At 50.7% G+C, this 14,651-nt stretch carries 17 protein-coding genes; 14 read left to right on the forward strand and 3 right to left on the reverse strand.

Annotation, left to right across the window (positions count from 1 at the left end; genetic code table 11):
- The first annotated feature begins 43 nt into the window (after positions 1-43).
- The 6 genes from ACQ0PY_RS08455 to ACQ0PY_RS08480 all read left to right on the forward strand — a co-directional run bounded on the left by ACQ0PY_RS08455 (position 44) and on the right by ACQ0PY_RS08480 (position 4,350).
- Entirely contained in the window at positions 44-277 is a 234-nt protein-coding gene (locus ACQ0PY_RS08455; RefSeq protein WP_001244241.1) for a DUF2732 family protein, read from the forward strand.
- Entirely contained in the window at positions 277-504 is a 228-nt protein-coding gene (locus ACQ0PY_RS08460) for a TraR/DksA family transcriptional regulator (RefSeq protein ID WP_109740054.1), read from the forward strand. The genes ACQ0PY_RS08455 and ACQ0PY_RS08460 overlap by 1 nt, the downstream gene beginning before the upstream one ends.
- Positions 501-1,358 (forward strand): DNA adenine methylase, encoded by an 858-nt coding sequence (locus tag ACQ0PY_RS08465; protein ID WP_109740055.1) that lies wholly within the window; start codon positions 501-503, stop codon positions 1,356-1,358. Before ACQ0PY_RS08460 ends, ACQ0PY_RS08465 begins: the two co-directional genes overlap by 4 nt.
- The gene (locus ACQ0PY_RS08470) at positions 1,349-3,757 is read left to right on the forward strand and encodes a replication endonuclease (protein ID WP_109740056.1); all 2,409 of its coding nucleotides are present in this window, start codon (positions 1,349-1,351) and stop codon (positions 3,755-3,757) included. The genes ACQ0PY_RS08465 and ACQ0PY_RS08470 overlap by 10 nt, the downstream gene beginning before the upstream one ends.
- Before the next feature lie 159 nt (positions 3,758-3,916).
- Positions 3,917-4,105, forward strand: a complete 189-nt coding sequence (locus tag ACQ0PY_RS08475; protein ID WP_001154444.1) for a hypothetical protein — start codon at positions 3,917-3,919, stop codon at positions 4,103-4,105.
- Between the two features lie 11 nt (positions 4,106-4,116).
- Positions 4,117-4,350: a DinI family protein gene (locus ACQ0PY_RS08480; protein ID WP_109740057.1), complete on the forward strand. Its 234-nt coding sequence runs from the start codon at positions 4,117-4,119 to the stop codon at positions 4,348-4,350.
- A gap of 89 nt (positions 4,351-4,439) precedes the next feature.
- Here ACQ0PY_RS08480 and ACQ0PY_RS08485 read toward each other — a convergent pair whose 3' ends face one another.
- Positions 4,440-5,585 carry a HEPN/Toprim-associated domain-containing protein gene (locus ACQ0PY_RS08485; protein WP_150547003.1) on the reverse strand — a complete coding sequence of 382 codons (1,146 nt, stop codon included), beginning with the start codon at positions 5,583-5,585 and terminating at the stop codon, positions 4,440-4,442.
- Positions 5,586-5,940: 355 nt separating this feature from the next.
- Here ACQ0PY_RS08485 and ACQ0PY_RS08490 point away from each other — a divergent pair, with 355 nt between their 5' ends.
- The 3 genes from ACQ0PY_RS08490 (at position 5,941) to ACQ0PY_RS08500 (ending at position 8,344) form a co-directional block, all read left to right on the forward strand.
- Complete coding sequence (locus ACQ0PY_RS08490; RefSeq protein WP_109740060.1) at positions 5,941-6,465, forward strand: hypothetical protein; 525 nt, start codon at positions 5,941-5,943, stop codon at positions 6,463-6,465.
- Complete coding sequence (locus tag ACQ0PY_RS08495) at positions 6,458-7,195, forward strand: hypothetical protein (RefSeq protein ID WP_109740061.1); 738 nt, start codon at positions 6,458-6,460, stop codon at positions 7,193-7,195. Before ACQ0PY_RS08490 ends, ACQ0PY_RS08495 begins: the two co-directional genes overlap by 8 nt.
- A gap of 171 nt (positions 7,196-7,366) precedes the next feature.
- On the forward strand, positions 7,367-8,344 hold the full coding sequence (locus tag ACQ0PY_RS08500; protein WP_109740062.1) for a reverse transcriptase family protein: 978 nt from the start codon (positions 7,367-7,369) through the stop codon (positions 8,342-8,344).
- Positions 8,345-8,363: 19 nt separating this feature from the next.
- On the opposite strand, the gene ACQ0PY_RS08505 is transcribed toward ACQ0PY_RS08500, so the two are convergent.
- Positions 8,364-9,398, reverse strand: coding sequence for a phage portal protein (locus ACQ0PY_RS08505; RefSeq protein WP_109740063.1), 1,035 nt, complete (start codon positions 9,396-9,398; stop codon positions 8,364-8,366).
- The gene (locus ACQ0PY_RS08510; RefSeq protein ID WP_150547001.1) at positions 9,398-11,164 is read right to left on the reverse strand and encodes a terminase ATPase subunit family protein; all 1,767 of its coding nucleotides are present in this window, start codon (positions 11,162-11,164) and stop codon (positions 9,398-9,400) included. Before ACQ0PY_RS08510 ends, ACQ0PY_RS08505 begins: the two co-directional genes overlap by 1 nt.
- Before the next feature lie 141 nt (positions 11,165-11,305).
- Between ACQ0PY_RS08510 and ACQ0PY_RS08515 the strand changes: the two genes are divergently transcribed.
- The 5 genes from ACQ0PY_RS08515 to ACQ0PY_RS08535 all read left to right on the forward strand — a co-directional run bounded on the left by ACQ0PY_RS08515 (position 11,306) and on the right by ACQ0PY_RS08535 (position 14,650).
- Positions 11,306-12,139 carry a GPO family capsid scaffolding protein gene (locus tag ACQ0PY_RS08515; protein WP_109740065.1) on the forward strand — a complete coding sequence of 278 codons (834 nt, stop codon included), beginning with the start codon at positions 11,306-11,308 and terminating at the stop codon, positions 12,137-12,139.
- 16 nt (positions 12,140-12,155) lie between these two features.
- The gene (locus ACQ0PY_RS08520; RefSeq protein ID WP_109740066.1) at positions 12,156-13,235 is read left to right on the forward strand and encodes a phage major capsid protein, P2 family; all 1,080 of its coding nucleotides are present in this window, start codon (positions 12,156-12,158) and stop codon (positions 13,233-13,235) included.
- 3 nt (positions 13,236-13,238) lie between these two features.
- Complete coding sequence (gene gpM / locus ACQ0PY_RS08525; protein WP_109740067.1) at positions 13,239-13,889, forward strand: phage terminase small subunit; 651 nt, start codon at positions 13,239-13,241, stop codon at positions 13,887-13,889.
- A gap of 93 nt (positions 13,890-13,982) precedes the next feature.
- A complete protein-coding gene (locus ACQ0PY_RS08530) occupies positions 13,983-14,447 on the forward strand; it encodes a head completion/stabilization protein (RefSeq protein ID WP_109740068.1) in 465 nt (154 codons plus the stop codon).
- Positions 14,447-14,650, forward strand: a complete 204-nt coding sequence (locus tag ACQ0PY_RS08535) for a tail protein X (protein ID WP_000868184.1) — start codon at positions 14,447-14,449, stop codon at positions 14,648-14,650. The genes ACQ0PY_RS08530 and ACQ0PY_RS08535 overlap by 1 nt, the downstream gene beginning before the upstream one ends.
- Position 14,651: the final 1 nt, after the last annotated feature.

Genomic DNA, 14,651 nt, shown 5'->3' on the forward strand with positions numbered 1-14,651 from the left:
AACCCGCCGGGCTTCTTATTGCCCAAATTCAGGAGAAACAACAATGCGAAATATTGAAACCCGTATCACCAAAACAGGACCAGATGATGCCGGCCTTAACCAGATGCTGACTAATGCACGCATGGAAGAACGCCGGGCACGTGCCGCGGCAATGGCAGCCCGTCTTGATAGCCTGGCTTGCCATATCACGTCACGTCAGCTTAACCACGTTGAAGCGGCGGAACTGCTGCGTATTGCGGCTGAAAACATTCAGAACGAAGCGCAGGAGATCCACTGATGGCTGATTCAATGGACCTTGTACAGCAACGCGTTGAAGAAGAGCGCCAGCGCCACATCCACACCGCCCGCAACAGAACGCCGGGCGTTTCTCGTGTTCTCTGCATTGATTGCGATGCACCGATCCCGCCAGCTCGCCGCTGCGCTATTCCGGGCGTGCAGTGTTGCGTCACCTGTCAGGAAATCGCAGAGCTGAAAGGCAAACATTACGTAGGAGGTGCTGTATGAGCACTATCCTGAAATGGGCGGGTAATAAAACCGCCATCATGGCAGAACTGAAAAAACACCTTCCAGCAGGCCCGCGACTGGTTGAGCCTTTCGCGGGGTCGTGCGCTGTGATGATGGAGACAGACTATCCTCATTATCTTGTCGCGGATATTAATCCAGACCTGATTAATCTCTATCAGGTGATTAAGAATGATGTCGAATACTTCATCAAAGAGGGCCGATATCTTTTTGAAGCCCGTAATGATTCAGAGGCATATTATAAGACGAGACAGGAGTTTAACTTGCGCCATGGTGGCGCAATTGAACGCGCATTGTATTTCTTATATTTAAATCGCCATGGTTATCGCGGACTGTGTCGCTATAATTTGAACGGTTATTTTAATGTTCCTTACGGTAATTATAAAAAGCCGTACTTCCCTGAAAACGAAATACGCGCATTTGCAGAAAAAGCAAAACGCGCAACGTTTATCTGCGCCAGCTATGACGAGACACTGGCACTGCTGCAAACGGGTGATGTTGTCTATTGCGATCCACCATATGACGGCACGTTTAACGGATATCACACAGCTGGTTTTACAGAGGATGATCAGTACCATCTGGCGTCTATTCTTGAACGCCGGTCATCAGAAGGTCATCCGGTTATCGTGTCCAACAGCGATACGTCTCTGACACGTTCGCTTTATCGTGATTTTACTCACCATCGTATAACCGCTAAGCGCAGCATGGGCGTGGCTGCCGGTGATAGTAAAACTGCAGTAGAAATCATCGCCACAAAATCAGCATGCTGGTTTGGTGTTGATTTGGCGTCTGGTCCTGATATCTCGGTGGAAGCTGAGGTGCGGGCGTGGCAGTGAGTAAATTCACATTACATCATGCCCAAACCACCGGCGGCTCGAATGAGGCCGCCGCAGCCTTTCCATGGAATACCCCAAAAAAAGCGGTTAACCCCTATCTGGACCCGGCGGAAGTTGCGCCGGAGTCTGCGCTTTCAAACCTGATCGCTCTTTACGCTGTGGATAACGAGCAGGAGCATCTGCGCCGTGAAGCGCTGAGTGATAAGGTTTGGGAACGCTATTTCTTTAATGAATCCCGTGATCCTGTCCAGCGTGAAATTGAGCAGGATCGGCTGATTAGCCATGCCAAAATGGCCCGCGAACAGCAGCGCGTTAATCCAGATTTGGTGATTATTGCCGATGTAAGCGCCATGCCTGCCCATATCAGCAAGCCTCTGCTGGCGCGGATTAAATACTTCCATAGTCTGGGCAGGGCTAAAGCTTATTCCCGCTATCTGCGCGAAACAATCAGGCCTTGTCTTGAGCGGCTGGAGCGTGTACGTGACAGCCAGGTGTCTGCGTCTTTCCGGTTCATGGCGAGCCAGGACGGGCTGGACGGGCTGCTGGTACTGCCTGAAATGAATCAGGAGCAGGTCAAGCGCCTTTCCACGCTGGTTGCGGCACATATGAGCATGTGTCTTGATGCGATCTGCGGTGATCTGTTTGTTAGTGACGATGTTAAACCAGAAGAAATCCGCCAGGCATGGGAAAGGGTTGCTGCAGAAGCCATGCGCCTTGAGGTCATCCCGCCTGCCTTTGAGCAGTTGCGCCGCAAAAAGCATCGCCGCAAGCCGGTGCCTTATGAACTGATCCCACCGTCGCTGGCGCGCATGCTGTGTGCGGACTGGTGGTATCGCAAATTGTGGCAGATGCGCTGCGAGTGGCGGGAGGAGCAGCTGCGTGCCGTCTGCCTGGTCAACAAGAAAGCGTCCCCGTATGTCAGCTATGAAGCGGTGATCCATAAACGCGAGCAGCGCCGCAAATCTCTGGAGTTCTTCCGCTCGCATGAGCTGGTCAACGAAGACGGCGACACGCTGGACATGGAAGACGTGGTGAACGCCAGCAACAGCAACCCGGCACACCGCCGTAATGAAATGATGGCCTGTGTTAAGGGACTGGAGCTGATCGCGGAAATGCGCGGAGACTGCTCGGTGTTTTATACCATCACCTGCCCGTCACGCTTCCACGCAACCCTCAACAACGGCAGACCTAATCCGAAGTGGACCAGTGCCACTGTCCGGCAGAGCAGTGACTACCTGGTTGATACGTTCGCCGCTTTCCGCAAGGCCATGCACAAGGCCGGGTTGCGCTGGTACGGCGTTCGCGTTGCAGAGCCGCACCATGACGGCACCGTGCACTGGCATCTTCTGTGCTTTATGCGCAAAAAAGACCGTCGTTCCATCACCGCGCTGCTGCGTAAGTTTGCCATCCGTGAAGACCGCGAGGAGCTGGGCACCAATACCGGGCCGCGCTTCAAGTCCGAGCCAATCAACCCGCGCAAGGGCACGCCGACAAGCTACATCGCCAAATACATCAGTAAGAACATCGACGGGCGCGGGCTGGCTAAAGAAATCAGCAAAGAAACCGGCAGATCACTGCGTGACAGCGCCGAGCATGTCAGCGCCTGGGCGTCGCTGCACCGTGTTCAGCAATTTCGTTTCTTTGGTATTCCGGGTCGTCAGGCATACCGCGAGCTGCGCTTGCTGGCAGGTCAGGCGGCGAGAGTGCAGGGCGAACGCAAAGCGGGTGCGCCGGTACTGGATAATCCGCGTCTGGATGCGGTACTGGCAGCTGCAGATGCGGGTTGCTTTGCCACCTACATCATGAAGCAGGGCGGTGTACTGGTTCCCCGCAAATATCACCTTGTCCGCACGGCTTATGAGCTTAACGACGAACCGAGCGCCTACGGCGATCACGGTATCCGTATCTATGGCATCTGGTCCCCGATTGTAGAGGGCAAGATTTGCACGCACGCGATGAAGTGGAAAAAGGTTCGTAAGGCCGTTGACGTTCAGGAGGCGGTAGCCGACCAGGGCGCTTGCGCCCCTTGGACTCGTGGCAATAACTGTCCCCCTGTTGAAAATCTGAACAAATCAGGAGGGGATTTACCCGATATTAAAATCATGGATGAGAAGGAACTGCAGGAATATCTCCACAACATGGGCCAGAAGGAACGGCGGGAGCTGACAGCCAGGTTGAGACTGGTAAAACCGAAGCGGAAAAATGCATACATACAGAGTATTTCGGAGCAGCAGCGCCTGCAGCTTGAGGCAGAACTGACTGCCAGAGGGTTTGAAGGTAGTGCATCTGAGATTGATTTGCTTCTGCGTGGCGGCAGCATTCCATCCGGTGCCGGTTTACGTATTTTTTACCGTAACCAGAGGCTGCAGGAAGATGACAAATGGCGTCAATGGTACTGATGCTGCAGCTTTAACAATTCGTGCTTTATTGACTGGCGTCAGTTTATCCAATTAACTGACAAAAAAGAGTTTTACATTTTTAAATCCCTTATTTACTGTACATGCAAACAGTGGGTATATATACAGTTGTTGTGTATCCGTGTAATGATAGGAGGGAAGATGCAGGACTATCTTTTGGAGTCATTAAAGCTCCAGCGTATTGATTTTTTTATCAAGCTTGTAGCGGCTAGTGAATGCAGCGACGAAGAAAAGCGGCTGGCTATCCAGTGGGTGTCCGAACTGACAGACGAGTTGATGGCGAAAATTCGCAGCCATGAATACAGCCGATCAATGGACGTTACCAGTTAAAGGGAATCTGTATGCGCATTGAAATAATGATCGATAAAGAGCAGAAGATTAGCCAGGCCACACTGGAAGCCCTTGAATCCGAGCTTTACCGAAATCTGCAACCTATCTATCCAAAGACAGCAATCCGCATTCGCAAAGGCTCGGCAAATGGCGTTGAGTTGAGTGGGTTAAAGCTTGATGAAGACAAAAAGCGAGTGATGGAAATTATGCAGCAGGTTTGGGAAGACGACAGCTGGCTGCATTAAGGAACGTTGCTGGCGTCAGGACTTGATACTGACGTCAGCAAGGTTGAACAACGAGCAGGGCGAGGCGTTAGGTTATAATAAAAATTATGTTAGTCATCAACATGTCTTTGGAGATCCAGAATCTGGCGGTCGATATTAAATACAACCTCTTTAGTTAATTCAATGAGGCCAATTACATCATCTTTTGAAATATTGGTTAATTTTCCTGCAGTATCTCTACCGTTTCTATGAACTATGTCATGACGTTTTTTTACTGCCTCGCATAATTTAGCAATTCTATTTTTAGGAAACTCAACGAAAAGCACTTTGTTGAATAATTTAGGAATTGTGTCCATGTTATGGAAAGATATGAAATCCAATTCTTCAACTATTAATTTATCTAGCTCATCTAATTTTGTGAAAATGTCATTGAGCGTGAGTTTTTTTGCTGAGAATTTATCGTGAGACTCAACAAATCGACGCTTTACAGCTGGGCGTGTCATCACCTGCTTTTTCATTGTGTCAGAAAGGTATGCCTCGAATGCTGAAATCACTCCGGAAAATGCGAGGCGGTTCATTAAATGAAATTCTGGTAAGTTTATTGGGAGGGTTATTAGTTCATCAATGAATTGTGTGAAATTATTGAGGAAGTATGTTTTTTCTGCTTGAATTTCTGCTAGGTCATGAAAATCATCAGTCCACCCAGCATTGGCTAATTCTGTTATGTCTAACTCAATAATTGCATCATCAGGCGAAATGCTTAATATTGCTATTGCCCAGCTTTCAATTGTTTTACACGGGAAGTGGAAATTTGCTGCGGAATAGAATGGATACTCTTCGAAATCTTCAGACAGCATGAATTCTAACAAATCATTCTCAAGGTTTTTGTTTTGCGAAAATTCATTTTCTTGAGCAGTTAAAAGAAGATCTACCCATGACTGCATCTTGGGATACTCTCTTAAAATCTTTAATTCAGTTTGGTGGAGGCTTTCATCATAATAACCTTCCAGCATGTCAATCCACTTTGAGCGCATCTCACTGAATTCATTTTCAAGCTGTTTATATGAAAATCCATCTAATTCTAGCCGTTTGCGAATTGTACCAGCGGTGGACCTATACCCTAGAAAGATAAATTCTCCGGTGTTGTCGTCGACGTTACGTACACGCTCACTCTCTCTAAAATACCAACGATGCCAGGAGTTTTTCCATTCTTGGATGGTTAAGCCATTTAGCGTGATGCTAGCGAAAGAACCCATATATGACCTCATCTGTAGTCCATAAACAACACATCATAGGGCTGTGTGATTTGTTATCAGCATGTCCCTGTAACCGTATGCGGATTTGATTCTAATCTTATTGATGTGCACAAACTACGATGTAAACGCGAAATTTTAAAGAGTGCATGTCTATGCCGCATGAATCCGCATGATCGTTTGAGGATCGTTTTTGCTGAGGCCCGCCAGAACTGGCGGGCTTTTGCTTATGTCATGCAGGTGCATGAAAACCGCTACACAAAGCGGGCAGGCGTGGCGGGGATACGAGCGCGCGCAGATATAGAAATTAACCGTAATTTGTTATATATAGGAGGAATAGAAAGGGGGTGGGCACATCATGACTGTTTTACACCTTGTAGCAGATCATCTTGCTAAGCAGGCTAATGCAACTCGCAGGAAAGGCGAGGGACATACAGTATTAGCGGATGCATATGGCCGCTCTGCTTTCAATCGATACTATTATGCCTGTTTTCTCAACGTGCGTGAGTTTGTATCAACTATTGACTCGAACTGGGGTAAGGTTAAACACGCTGAAGTGCCAACATTATTACGGGTGAGTGTAAATAAAAAAATAGATATTGAACTCAAGAAGTCCGAAAGGATTGGTGATTTAACCCAAGGTGAGTATCAGTCAAAAAAAAGCATGCTACTTACATCTTTGGATAATATGGCATCTACAATGTCCTTGGCATATACAATTAGAGGGGTTGTGGATTATGAACCTGAAATTGAAATGATTTTTGGCGATGGTTGTTTTTCTATTAACGCAACATCAGTTGCCTCTGCTAAAGGTTGGTTGCAAACTATTAATGTTGAAAGAGCAAAAGTTACCAAAATCATGAAGGAGGTTGGCTTTGTCTAACCAGAAATTGTTATCCGAACTACTGTTGAAGTTCCCATTCATAAGAGTTAAAGATGTAACGGATTTTATGGATACAATTTTGTTGATTATCCCGATGAACAAAATTGTACCTCTGGCTGCTTCAGAATACATAACAAAACGTCAGATATCATTATTGGTTAAAAAAATAGAAGAACAGTTAAATGCTAAGGTTCTAGTTAGTTACTCTCCCTTTTCAGATAAAGAAAATATTGAAGTGGCTTTGGAAGCTTTAGCAAGGAGTAATTTTAAAAAAGGGAAGGTATCTGCATTGAACTTATCCTTCTCTGATTCACAACATGCTTTGCTTTATACTTTTTGCAAAAACCTCACCTCATCTGAAAGAGATAAATGGGAATCATTGGTTTCAGGGATGTTGAAAAATTTTAATATCAAAATAACTTCTTTTTTATATGAAGTTAAAAATAATCCTGAACCTACGATGATGATGCTTTTGAGAGCAGCGAAAAAATGTCAGCCGTTTGATCTGCAAGGGTTGTTTAATGAGCTTGATAATGGTGATTATCATATTGAATCACTAGACTGGCTCAATGGAAAACTGGACAATTTGCGTAAAAAAGGTTTTTTATTAAGGAGTCACGACGGTACTTATAGAATGACTTTGGCAGGGTTAGAAATAGTTCCTGTATCTAAATCTAGTCAAAGCTCTGATATTGAGAGGGTCCTTTATCTTGCGCGCAAACATCTATAGTGATATGTTCATGTTGGTAGTGGCGTTCACGAGAGCATGTATCATGCTCATTTGTGAAGGTCGCGGACAGAATGGGCGCCTGCAAATCAGCAGTCGTTCCTTCGAAACGTCTGCTGATTCGCAGGCGTCATCAACGAAAGTTTTCATCAGCTTTGCTTAAGGATTGACCTAATGAAAACGCCACTACCCCTATTCTTTACGTTTGCTGACGCTGAGCAATTGCTTAAGGCATTGAGCAAACCCCTGAGAGACAGATATTCAGCTGAGCTGTTGCGATTACAACAACTGGGACTTCCACCATTAGTATCATGGAGTATTTTGTCTGTTGCTATCGGTGTTAGCCCGCAATTCATTACATCGATATTAAAGAATAAATCAAAATACTATCGTGTTTTTCCAATATCTAAAGGAAAAGGTAAAAAGAAACGCATTATTGAAGCGCCAAAAGTTAGCTTAAAAATTATTCAGTCATGGTTTGCATATCATATTAGTCTCAATGGCAATATTACACTTAGTAAAAGTGCATTCGCGTTCATTCCTGGTAAAAATGGAATATATGAGGCCGCAAGTGTGCATTGTGGTGCGAAATGGATCATGTCTATTGATCTTAGGGATTTTTTCCATACGATCACATCGGAAGCAGTGGTTTTAGCATTAACTGAGATAGGATATAGAGAAGACCAAGCGTCTAAGTTGAGTGATTTGCTTACTTTGAATCAGCGACTTCCCCAAGGTGCGCCAAGCAGTCCGGTTATTTCAAATTTAGTATTTAGCAAAACTGACTTTAAAATAAATGAATTGATTGCTGACCTTAATGTTAAATATACTAGATATGCAGATGATTTGACTTTCTCTAGCGAAGATGAGAGTTTTGATATTAATTCGCTCAAAGAGCGTATTGTGCAAATATTGGTTTCCGATAATTGGATTGTTGCTGATGAAAAACTTAAAATAGCAAAAGCACCCAATAGGTTAAAGGTTCATGGCTTTTTAGTGCATGAAATTAAACCGAGATTGACAAAAGGTTATCGTAACAAAATCAGAGCATACAAGCATCTACTGAACACAGGGAAAGTAGTTTTAGAGGATCTAGATAAAATCAAAGGACATATAAACTATAGCGATTATATTGATAGATTAAATGAATGAGGGCAATGCCCTCGCTCATTTAGTTTAGTTCATATACTCCAAAGGATATGATCTGGTCTCCTATCCAATCATTCAATTCTTCGATCCGTTTTTGTAATGGTAATAATTCGTTTCTTACAAAAACAAGGCTGGCCTTCTCCACATCCCCAAACCCCCCAATATTACTCGGCATAATCCCCATCATCTGCGGAGGCACGCGGTGCGCTGCCATCATGTCATCGCGGCTCACGTTCTTGATGTTCAAAAACTCATCCTTCGCGGCTACCTCTGACAGAGGGATGATTTGAATGCCGTCCTTTTTGCCGTTGGGTGAGTACATAAATAGGTTGCGGAAGTTGCCCGGCCCTTTGGCGCTCTTCATCGCCTGGCGGATGTTGTTCACATCCTCCTGGTTCTGTGCAGCGTCGGTCATGTACATGATAAAACCCGCGTGGCTACCGTTGATGTAATACTTCCGGCGGAACAGCGTGGCGGACTCGTTCAGCAGGGCCGAAGGGATGGCGGACAGATATTCCGGCAGGCCGTATATCTCCTGGTTCAAATCCGGTTCCATCAGGTGAAAGATGCTGCCTTTGGTGAACTCATACGGTTGCGTGGTCATGCCGTACTGCACAAACCAGTAGGTGTCGAGATCGATCCCGCGGCGGGTGTATTTCGCCAGCGATGGCTCCAGCGACAGAATGCCGCCCAGCCGATTCGTCCGTTTCTCCAGGTAGGCGTTACCAAACACCAGATAATCCTGTACGAAGCGACTGAATGCTTGCTGGCTCAGCAAAGGATGCGGGATAAACGTGCTGGTCAGAATGTTGCGCTTCACGGCAATTGACGAGCTGTGATGTACGGCGGCACGGTAGGTGCGAGCCAGGCCGTCAAAGCTCACGGGCGGCTCATACCATTTGTCCATCTGCACGCATTCCACATAGTCCAGCAGTTCGCGGCGGTCCAGGACCGGGATCGGATCGCCAAAGCTGAACGCTTCGGCGTGAGTTGTATTCTTCTGCTGTTCGGCCTCCTGCACTGGCGCGGTGCTGGTCAGGGCGTCGAGTTCACTCATCAAAAAATCTCCACAATGTTGCTGGTATTGGCGGATTCGCCCTGCAGCGGTTCGTTAAACAGTGCGTGCATCGTTGCCCATGCCAAATCTGCGTGGCTGGCTTCTTCGCTGCGGCTGGCTTCGTAGGTTGGGCGGTTGCCGCTGGCAGTGGTGGCACGGCGAATTGCCATAAAGGACTGAGCAATGTCGGTGTGCCCGGCGTCAAACTCCAGACGGCGGTGGCTGATAATGTCGTACGCCTTGAGCACCAGGGCATTTTTGACGTTGGGGTTGTAGACAAACTCCCGCACGGCAGGAAAGAACGCTTTTACGTTCTCATAAACACCGTGACCGACGCCGGTCGAGTCGATGCCGATATAGGTCACGTTGTACTGCTGCGTCAGTTTTTTGATGGCGTCCGCCTGGGCGCGGAAGTCCATCCCGCGCCACTGATGGCGCTCCAGAATGCGGAACTTCCCGCCAGGTACAGTGGGCGGGGCCATAACCACGCAGCCTGCGCTGTCACTGTTCTGCGTACCTTTCGCCGGGTCGTATCCGATCCAGACTTCTCGCCAGCCAAACGGGCGCAGCGCCAGCGCGTGAAAATCTGACCAGACTTCCCAGCTGTCCACCATGCACGCCTGCAGCTCGCTGAGCGGAAACACAGACGCCAGATCGTCGATAAACTCGCACATCAGCAGGTTCTGGTACTCGTCCGGGCTGTACTCCATGCGCAACTGGTCGATATCGAAGAGGTTACAGCCGCCGCGCACCGCGTCTTCCACGGTGACTATCTGCCGGTACTGTCCATCCGGACAAAGCAGGCCGGGAGCCAGACTGGCGTGGGTCAGGTCAATATCCACCTTGTCCGCTTTGGCACGGCCCCGGTTGAACAGTGCGCCGGACCAGAACGGGTAGGCGCTGTGGGTCAGACTGGACGGCGTGGAAAAGTAGGTCTGGCGCCATTTCTTGTGAATGGCCATCCCGGAGGCGACCTTGCGCAGCTCCTGGAATTTCGGTATCCAGAAATATTCATCCAGGTACAAATTGCCGTGGTAGCTCTGCGCCGTGCGGGCGTTGGTGCCGAGAAAGTACAGACACGCCCCGTTGCTGAGCGTCATCGGGTCGCCTTTCAGCTCCACATCCACCTCTTTGGCAAAGTCGATGATGTACTGCTTAAAGACGTGCGCCTGGGCCTTACTGGCGGAGAGGAAAATCTGGTTGCGCCCGGTGGTGATGGCGTCAATCAGCGCCTCACGGGCAAAGAAGAAGGTCGCGCCAATCTGGCGTGACTTGAGCAGGTTGCGGATGCGATGACGGTTGCCTGCTTCCCACCAGTGGCGCTGGTAGGCAAACATTGAATTGTGAAAAACTTCCTGCAGTTTCTCGATCTGTTCGTCGGTAAACAGGTTTTTTTCCGGCTGTTTGCGCGGGCCTTTGTTGCGGTTGGCCACATTGGGATTGAGGTCAGCCTCGTTGCCGCCATCGTTGAATTTGCCGATCCGGGCGTGGCGCTCGGACTGGCGCGCCAGCAGGTCAATCTCTTTGAAGTCTTTCCCTTCCTTCTGCTCCTTCATGATGAGCTGGCAGTAACGCGCGGCGGTGGTGAGCTGCATCTGATCCAGAGGACCATACTTGCCCCACTCGTCGCGCTTTTTCCAGCTGTGAACGGTTGCAACTTTCTCGCCCAGCATTTCAGCAATGCGGGCTACACGGTATCCCTGAAAGTACAGCAGCATGGCCTGCCGACGGGGATCGAGGTCTGCGGGGGTCAGTGTCATATCCATGACACAAGCCTACGGTCTTGACTGGCGGCTTTCCCCGGCGGCGGATTGTGTGACTGACCCTACAAGCGCCGCGCGTTGTTTCACTACCCCCATCACCGCAACCATAAGGCTCCAGTAAGTTTTTTTAACGGAGCACGGCTCATGACAGTGAAAGCAAAGCGTTTCCGCATCGGGGTGGAAGGTGCCACCACCGACGGGCGCGAAATCCAGCGTGAATGGCTGGTTCAGATGGCTGCCAGCTACAACCCGACGGTCTACACCGCGCTGATTAATCTGGAGCACATCAAGTCTTACTCCCCGGACAGTGCCTTCAACCGTTACGGCAAAGTGACGGCGCTGGTTGCAGAAGAAATCCAGGACGGCCCACTGGCGGGCAAGATGGCGCTTTATGCCGACGTGGAGCCGACGGACTCCCTGGTGGCACTGGTGAAAAAAGGCCAGAAGCTGTTTACCTCCATGGAGGTCAGCCCGAAGTTTGCCGACACCGGTAAAGCCTATCTTGTGGGGCTGGCGGCGACTGACGATCCGGCGAGTCTCGGCACTGAAATGCTGACCTTCAGCGCCAGTGCCACGCACAACCCGCTGGCGAACCGCAAGCAGAACCCTGAAAACCTGTTTACCGCCGCCGAAGAAACGGCGATCGAACTGGAAGAAGCCCAGGACGATAAGCCGTCCCTGTTTGCCCGCGTCACCGCGCTGTTCACCAAAAAAGAGCAGACCGACGAGGCGCGTTTCTCCGACGTGCATAAAGCCGTGGAGCTGGTCGCCACTGAGCAACAGAACCTGAGCGAACGCACTGACAAATCCCTGGCTGAAAACGGTGAACGCCTTTCCGCGCTGGAGTCCTCCCTGCAGGAACAGCAGGCCTCCTTTGCCGAGCTTGAGCAGAAGCTGAGCCGTGAAGACAGTCGCCAGGATTACCGCCAGCGCGCGCCGGGCGGCGACGCACCGGCAGGCACCCTGACCAATTGCTGATGGAGCATAAAATCCGATGAAAAAGAAAACCCGCTTTGCCTTTAACGCCTACCTGCAGCAACTAGCGCGCCTGAACGGTGTGGAGGTCGAAGAACTTTCCAGCAAATTCACCGTGGAGCCGACCGTACAGCAGACGCTGGAAGACCAGATCCAGCAGTCTGCCGCTTTCCTTACGCTGATTAACATCACGCCGGTCACTGAGCAGTCCGGTCAGTTGCTGGGGCTGGGCGTTGGCAGCACCATTGCCGGAACCACAGACACCACCACCAAAGAGCGCGAACCTACCGATCCGATGCTGATGGAGGACGCGGAATATAAATGCGAACAGACCAACTTTGATACGGTGCTGACCTACGCAAAGCTGGACCTGTGGGCGAAGTTCCAGGACTTCCAGGTGCGTATCCGCAACGCCATCGTCAAGCGTCAGGCACTGGACCGCATCATGATTGGCTTTAATGGCGAGAAGCGCGCCAAAACCTCTAACCGTGGTGAAAACCCGCTGCTGCAGGACGTCAATAAAGGCTGGCTGCAGAAAATCCGCGAAGATGCGCCGGATCATGTCATGGGCAGCACGACGAAAGACGGCGTAACCACCCAAGATGCAGTGAAAGTGGGCAAGGAGGGCGACTACGCCAACCTGGACGCACTGGTGATGGATGCCGTCAACGAACTGATCGACGTGGTTTACCAGGATGATGACGATCTGGTGGTTGTCTGTGGTCGTGAACTGCTGTCCGACAAATATTTCCCGCTGGTTAACAAAGAGCAGGACAACAGCGAGAAAATAGCCGCCGATCTGATCATCAGTCAGAAACGCATGGGCGGCCTGCAGGCCGTACGTGCGCCTTTCTTCCCGGCAAATGCCCTGCTGATCACCCGTCTGGATAACCTGTCCATCTACTGGCAGGAAGACACCCGCCGCCGTTCTGTTATCGACAACCCGAAACGTGACCGCATCGAAAACTTTGAATCCGTTAACGAGGCGTATGTGGTCGAGGATTACCGCTGCGCGGCACTGGTGGAAAACATCGAAATCGGTGATTTCACCCCACCTGTAGCACCTGCTGCAGCCACAGAAACAGAAGCCGGAGAGTAATGCATGAGCCTGAGTCCCGCACGGCAGCACCGCCTGCGCATTCAGGCCGAACAGGCCGCCCGTGAGGGCGGCAGTGTTCGCCATGCGTCGGGCTATGACCTGATGCTGCTGCAGCTGGCAGAAGACCGCCGGCGCCTCAAGGGCGTCCAGTCCACGGTGAAAAAGGCGGAAATCAAGGTGGAACTGCTGCCGAAATATTCCGCCTGGGCGGAGGGCGTGCTGGCTGCCGGAGGTACGCAGCAGGATGACGTGCTGATGTTCGTGATGCTGTGGCGTATCGACGCCGGTGATTATGCCGGTGCGCTGGAAATCGGGCGTCATGCGCTGCGCCATGGCTGGGTGATGCCGCTGGGCAACCGTAACGTGCAGACCGTGCTGGCAGAAGAAATGGCAGACGCGGCGCAAGGCGCTCTGCTAGCCGCTGCCGGTTTTGATGCCGATCTGCTTTTACAGACGCTGGACCTGACAACGGATCTGGATATGCCGGACCAGTCGCGGGCGCGCCTGCATAAAGCCATCGGTGCTGTACTGAGCGAAAGCAACCCGGCATCTGCCCTGAATCATCTTACCCATGCGCTGCAGCTCGATCCACGCTGTGGAGTGAAGAAAGAAAAGCAGCAGCTGGAACGCAGACTGCGCAATGACAGCCGCTAAAGAACGTGCCCCGCGCACGGGCGGCACGGGGTGGCGAAAGGCTCTGCCACATCAAAACCCCGTCCACCGCCCACTTATTCAGGAGAAAGCCGCATGAAGTTTGTTGCGCCCGAACAGGCACCGGAACAGGCGGAGGTCATCAAAAACACGCCGTTCTGGCCTGATGTGGACCTGTCGGAGTTTCGCAGTGTGATGCGCACTGATGGCACGGTGACGCAGCCGCGTTTAAAGCAGGTCGTGCTGACGGCGATCTCTGAGGTTAACGCTGAGCTGTACGACTTCCGCAACCGTCAGCAGATGCTGGGCTGGCAGACACTTGCAGACGTTCCAGCAGAAATGCTGGACGGCAAAAGCGAACGTATCCAGCACTACCACAACGCCGTTTTTTGCTGGGCGCGCGCTGTGCTCAATGAGCGTTATCAGGACTATGACGCCACGGCGTCAGGCGTGAAGCGAGGGGAGGAGCTGTCGGAGGCCAGCGGTGATCTGTGGCGTGATGCCCGCTGGGCTATCAGCCGGGTGCAGGATGCACCGCACTGTACGGTGGAGCTTATCTGATGAAAGTGCGTGCGCATCAGTATGACACGGTGGACGCGCTTTGCTGGCGTCATTACGGGCGCACGCAGGGTGTCACTGAGCAGGTTCTGCAGGCAAATCCGGGGCTGGCTGAGTACGGCCCATTTTTACCGCACGGGCTGCAGGTGGAGCTGCCGGACATTACGGCGTCAACCACGGCGCAGACCGTCCAGCTATGGGACTGAA

It is taken from the genome of Citrobacter sp. LST-B2, assembly GCF_057983045.1.

What these genes read in the sequence shown, in the direction of transcription:
- ACQ0PY_RS08455 (WP_001244241.1), top strand. Translation starts at nt 44, where the DNA reads ATGCGAAATATTGAAACCCGTATCACCAAAACAGGACCAGATGATGCC.
- ACQ0PY_RS08460 (WP_109740054.1), top strand. Translation starts at nt 277, where the DNA reads ATGGCTGATTCAATGGACCTTGTACAGCAACGCGTTGAAGAAGAGCGC.
- ACQ0PY_RS08465 (WP_109740055.1), top strand. Translation starts at nt 501, where the DNA reads ATGAGCACTATCCTGAAATGGGCGGGTAATAAAACCGCCATCATGGCA.
- ACQ0PY_RS08475 (WP_001154444.1), top strand. Translation starts at nt 3,917, where the DNA reads ATGCAGGACTATCTTTTGGAGTCATTAAAGCTCCAGCGTATTGATTTT.
- ACQ0PY_RS08480 (WP_109740057.1), top strand. Translation starts at nt 4,117, where the DNA reads ATGCGCATTGAAATAATGATCGATAAAGAGCAGAAGATTAGCCAGGCC.
- ACQ0PY_RS08485 (WP_150547003.1), bottom strand. Translation starts at nt 5,585, where the DNA reads ATGGGTTCTTTCGCTAGCATCACGCTAAATGGCTTAACCATCCAAGAA.
- ACQ0PY_RS08490 (WP_109740060.1), top strand. Translation starts at nt 5,941, where the DNA reads ATGACTGTTTTACACCTTGTAGCAGATCATCTTGCTAAGCAGGCTAAT.
- ACQ0PY_RS08500 (WP_109740062.1), top strand. Translation starts at nt 7,367, where the DNA reads ATGAAAACGCCACTACCCCTATTCTTTACGTTTGCTGACGCTGAGCAA.
- ACQ0PY_RS08505 (WP_109740063.1), bottom strand. Translation starts at nt 9,398, where the DNA reads ATGAGTGAACTCGACGCCCTGACCAGCACCGCGCCAGTGCAGGAGGCC.
- ACQ0PY_RS08510 (WP_150547001.1), bottom strand. Translation starts at nt 11,164, where the DNA reads ATGGATATGACACTGACCCCCGCAGACCTCGATCCCCGTCGGCAGGCC.
- ACQ0PY_RS08515 (WP_109740065.1), top strand. Translation starts at nt 11,306, where the DNA reads ATGACAGTGAAAGCAAAGCGTTTCCGCATCGGGGTGGAAGGTGCCACC.
- ACQ0PY_RS08520 (WP_109740066.1), top strand. Translation starts at nt 12,156, where the DNA reads ATGAAAAAGAAAACCCGCTTTGCCTTTAACGCCTACCTGCAGCAACTA.
- gpM (WP_109740067.1), top strand. Translation starts at nt 13,239, where the DNA reads ATGAGCCTGAGTCCCGCACGGCAGCACCGCCTGCGCATTCAGGCCGAA.
- ACQ0PY_RS08530 (WP_109740068.1), top strand. Translation starts at nt 13,983, where the DNA reads ATGAAGTTTGTTGCGCCCGAACAGGCACCGGAACAGGCGGAGGTCATC.
- ACQ0PY_RS08535 (WP_000868184.1), top strand. Translation starts at nt 14,447, where the DNA reads ATGAAAGTGCGTGCGCATCAGTATGACACGGTGGACGCGCTTTGCTGG.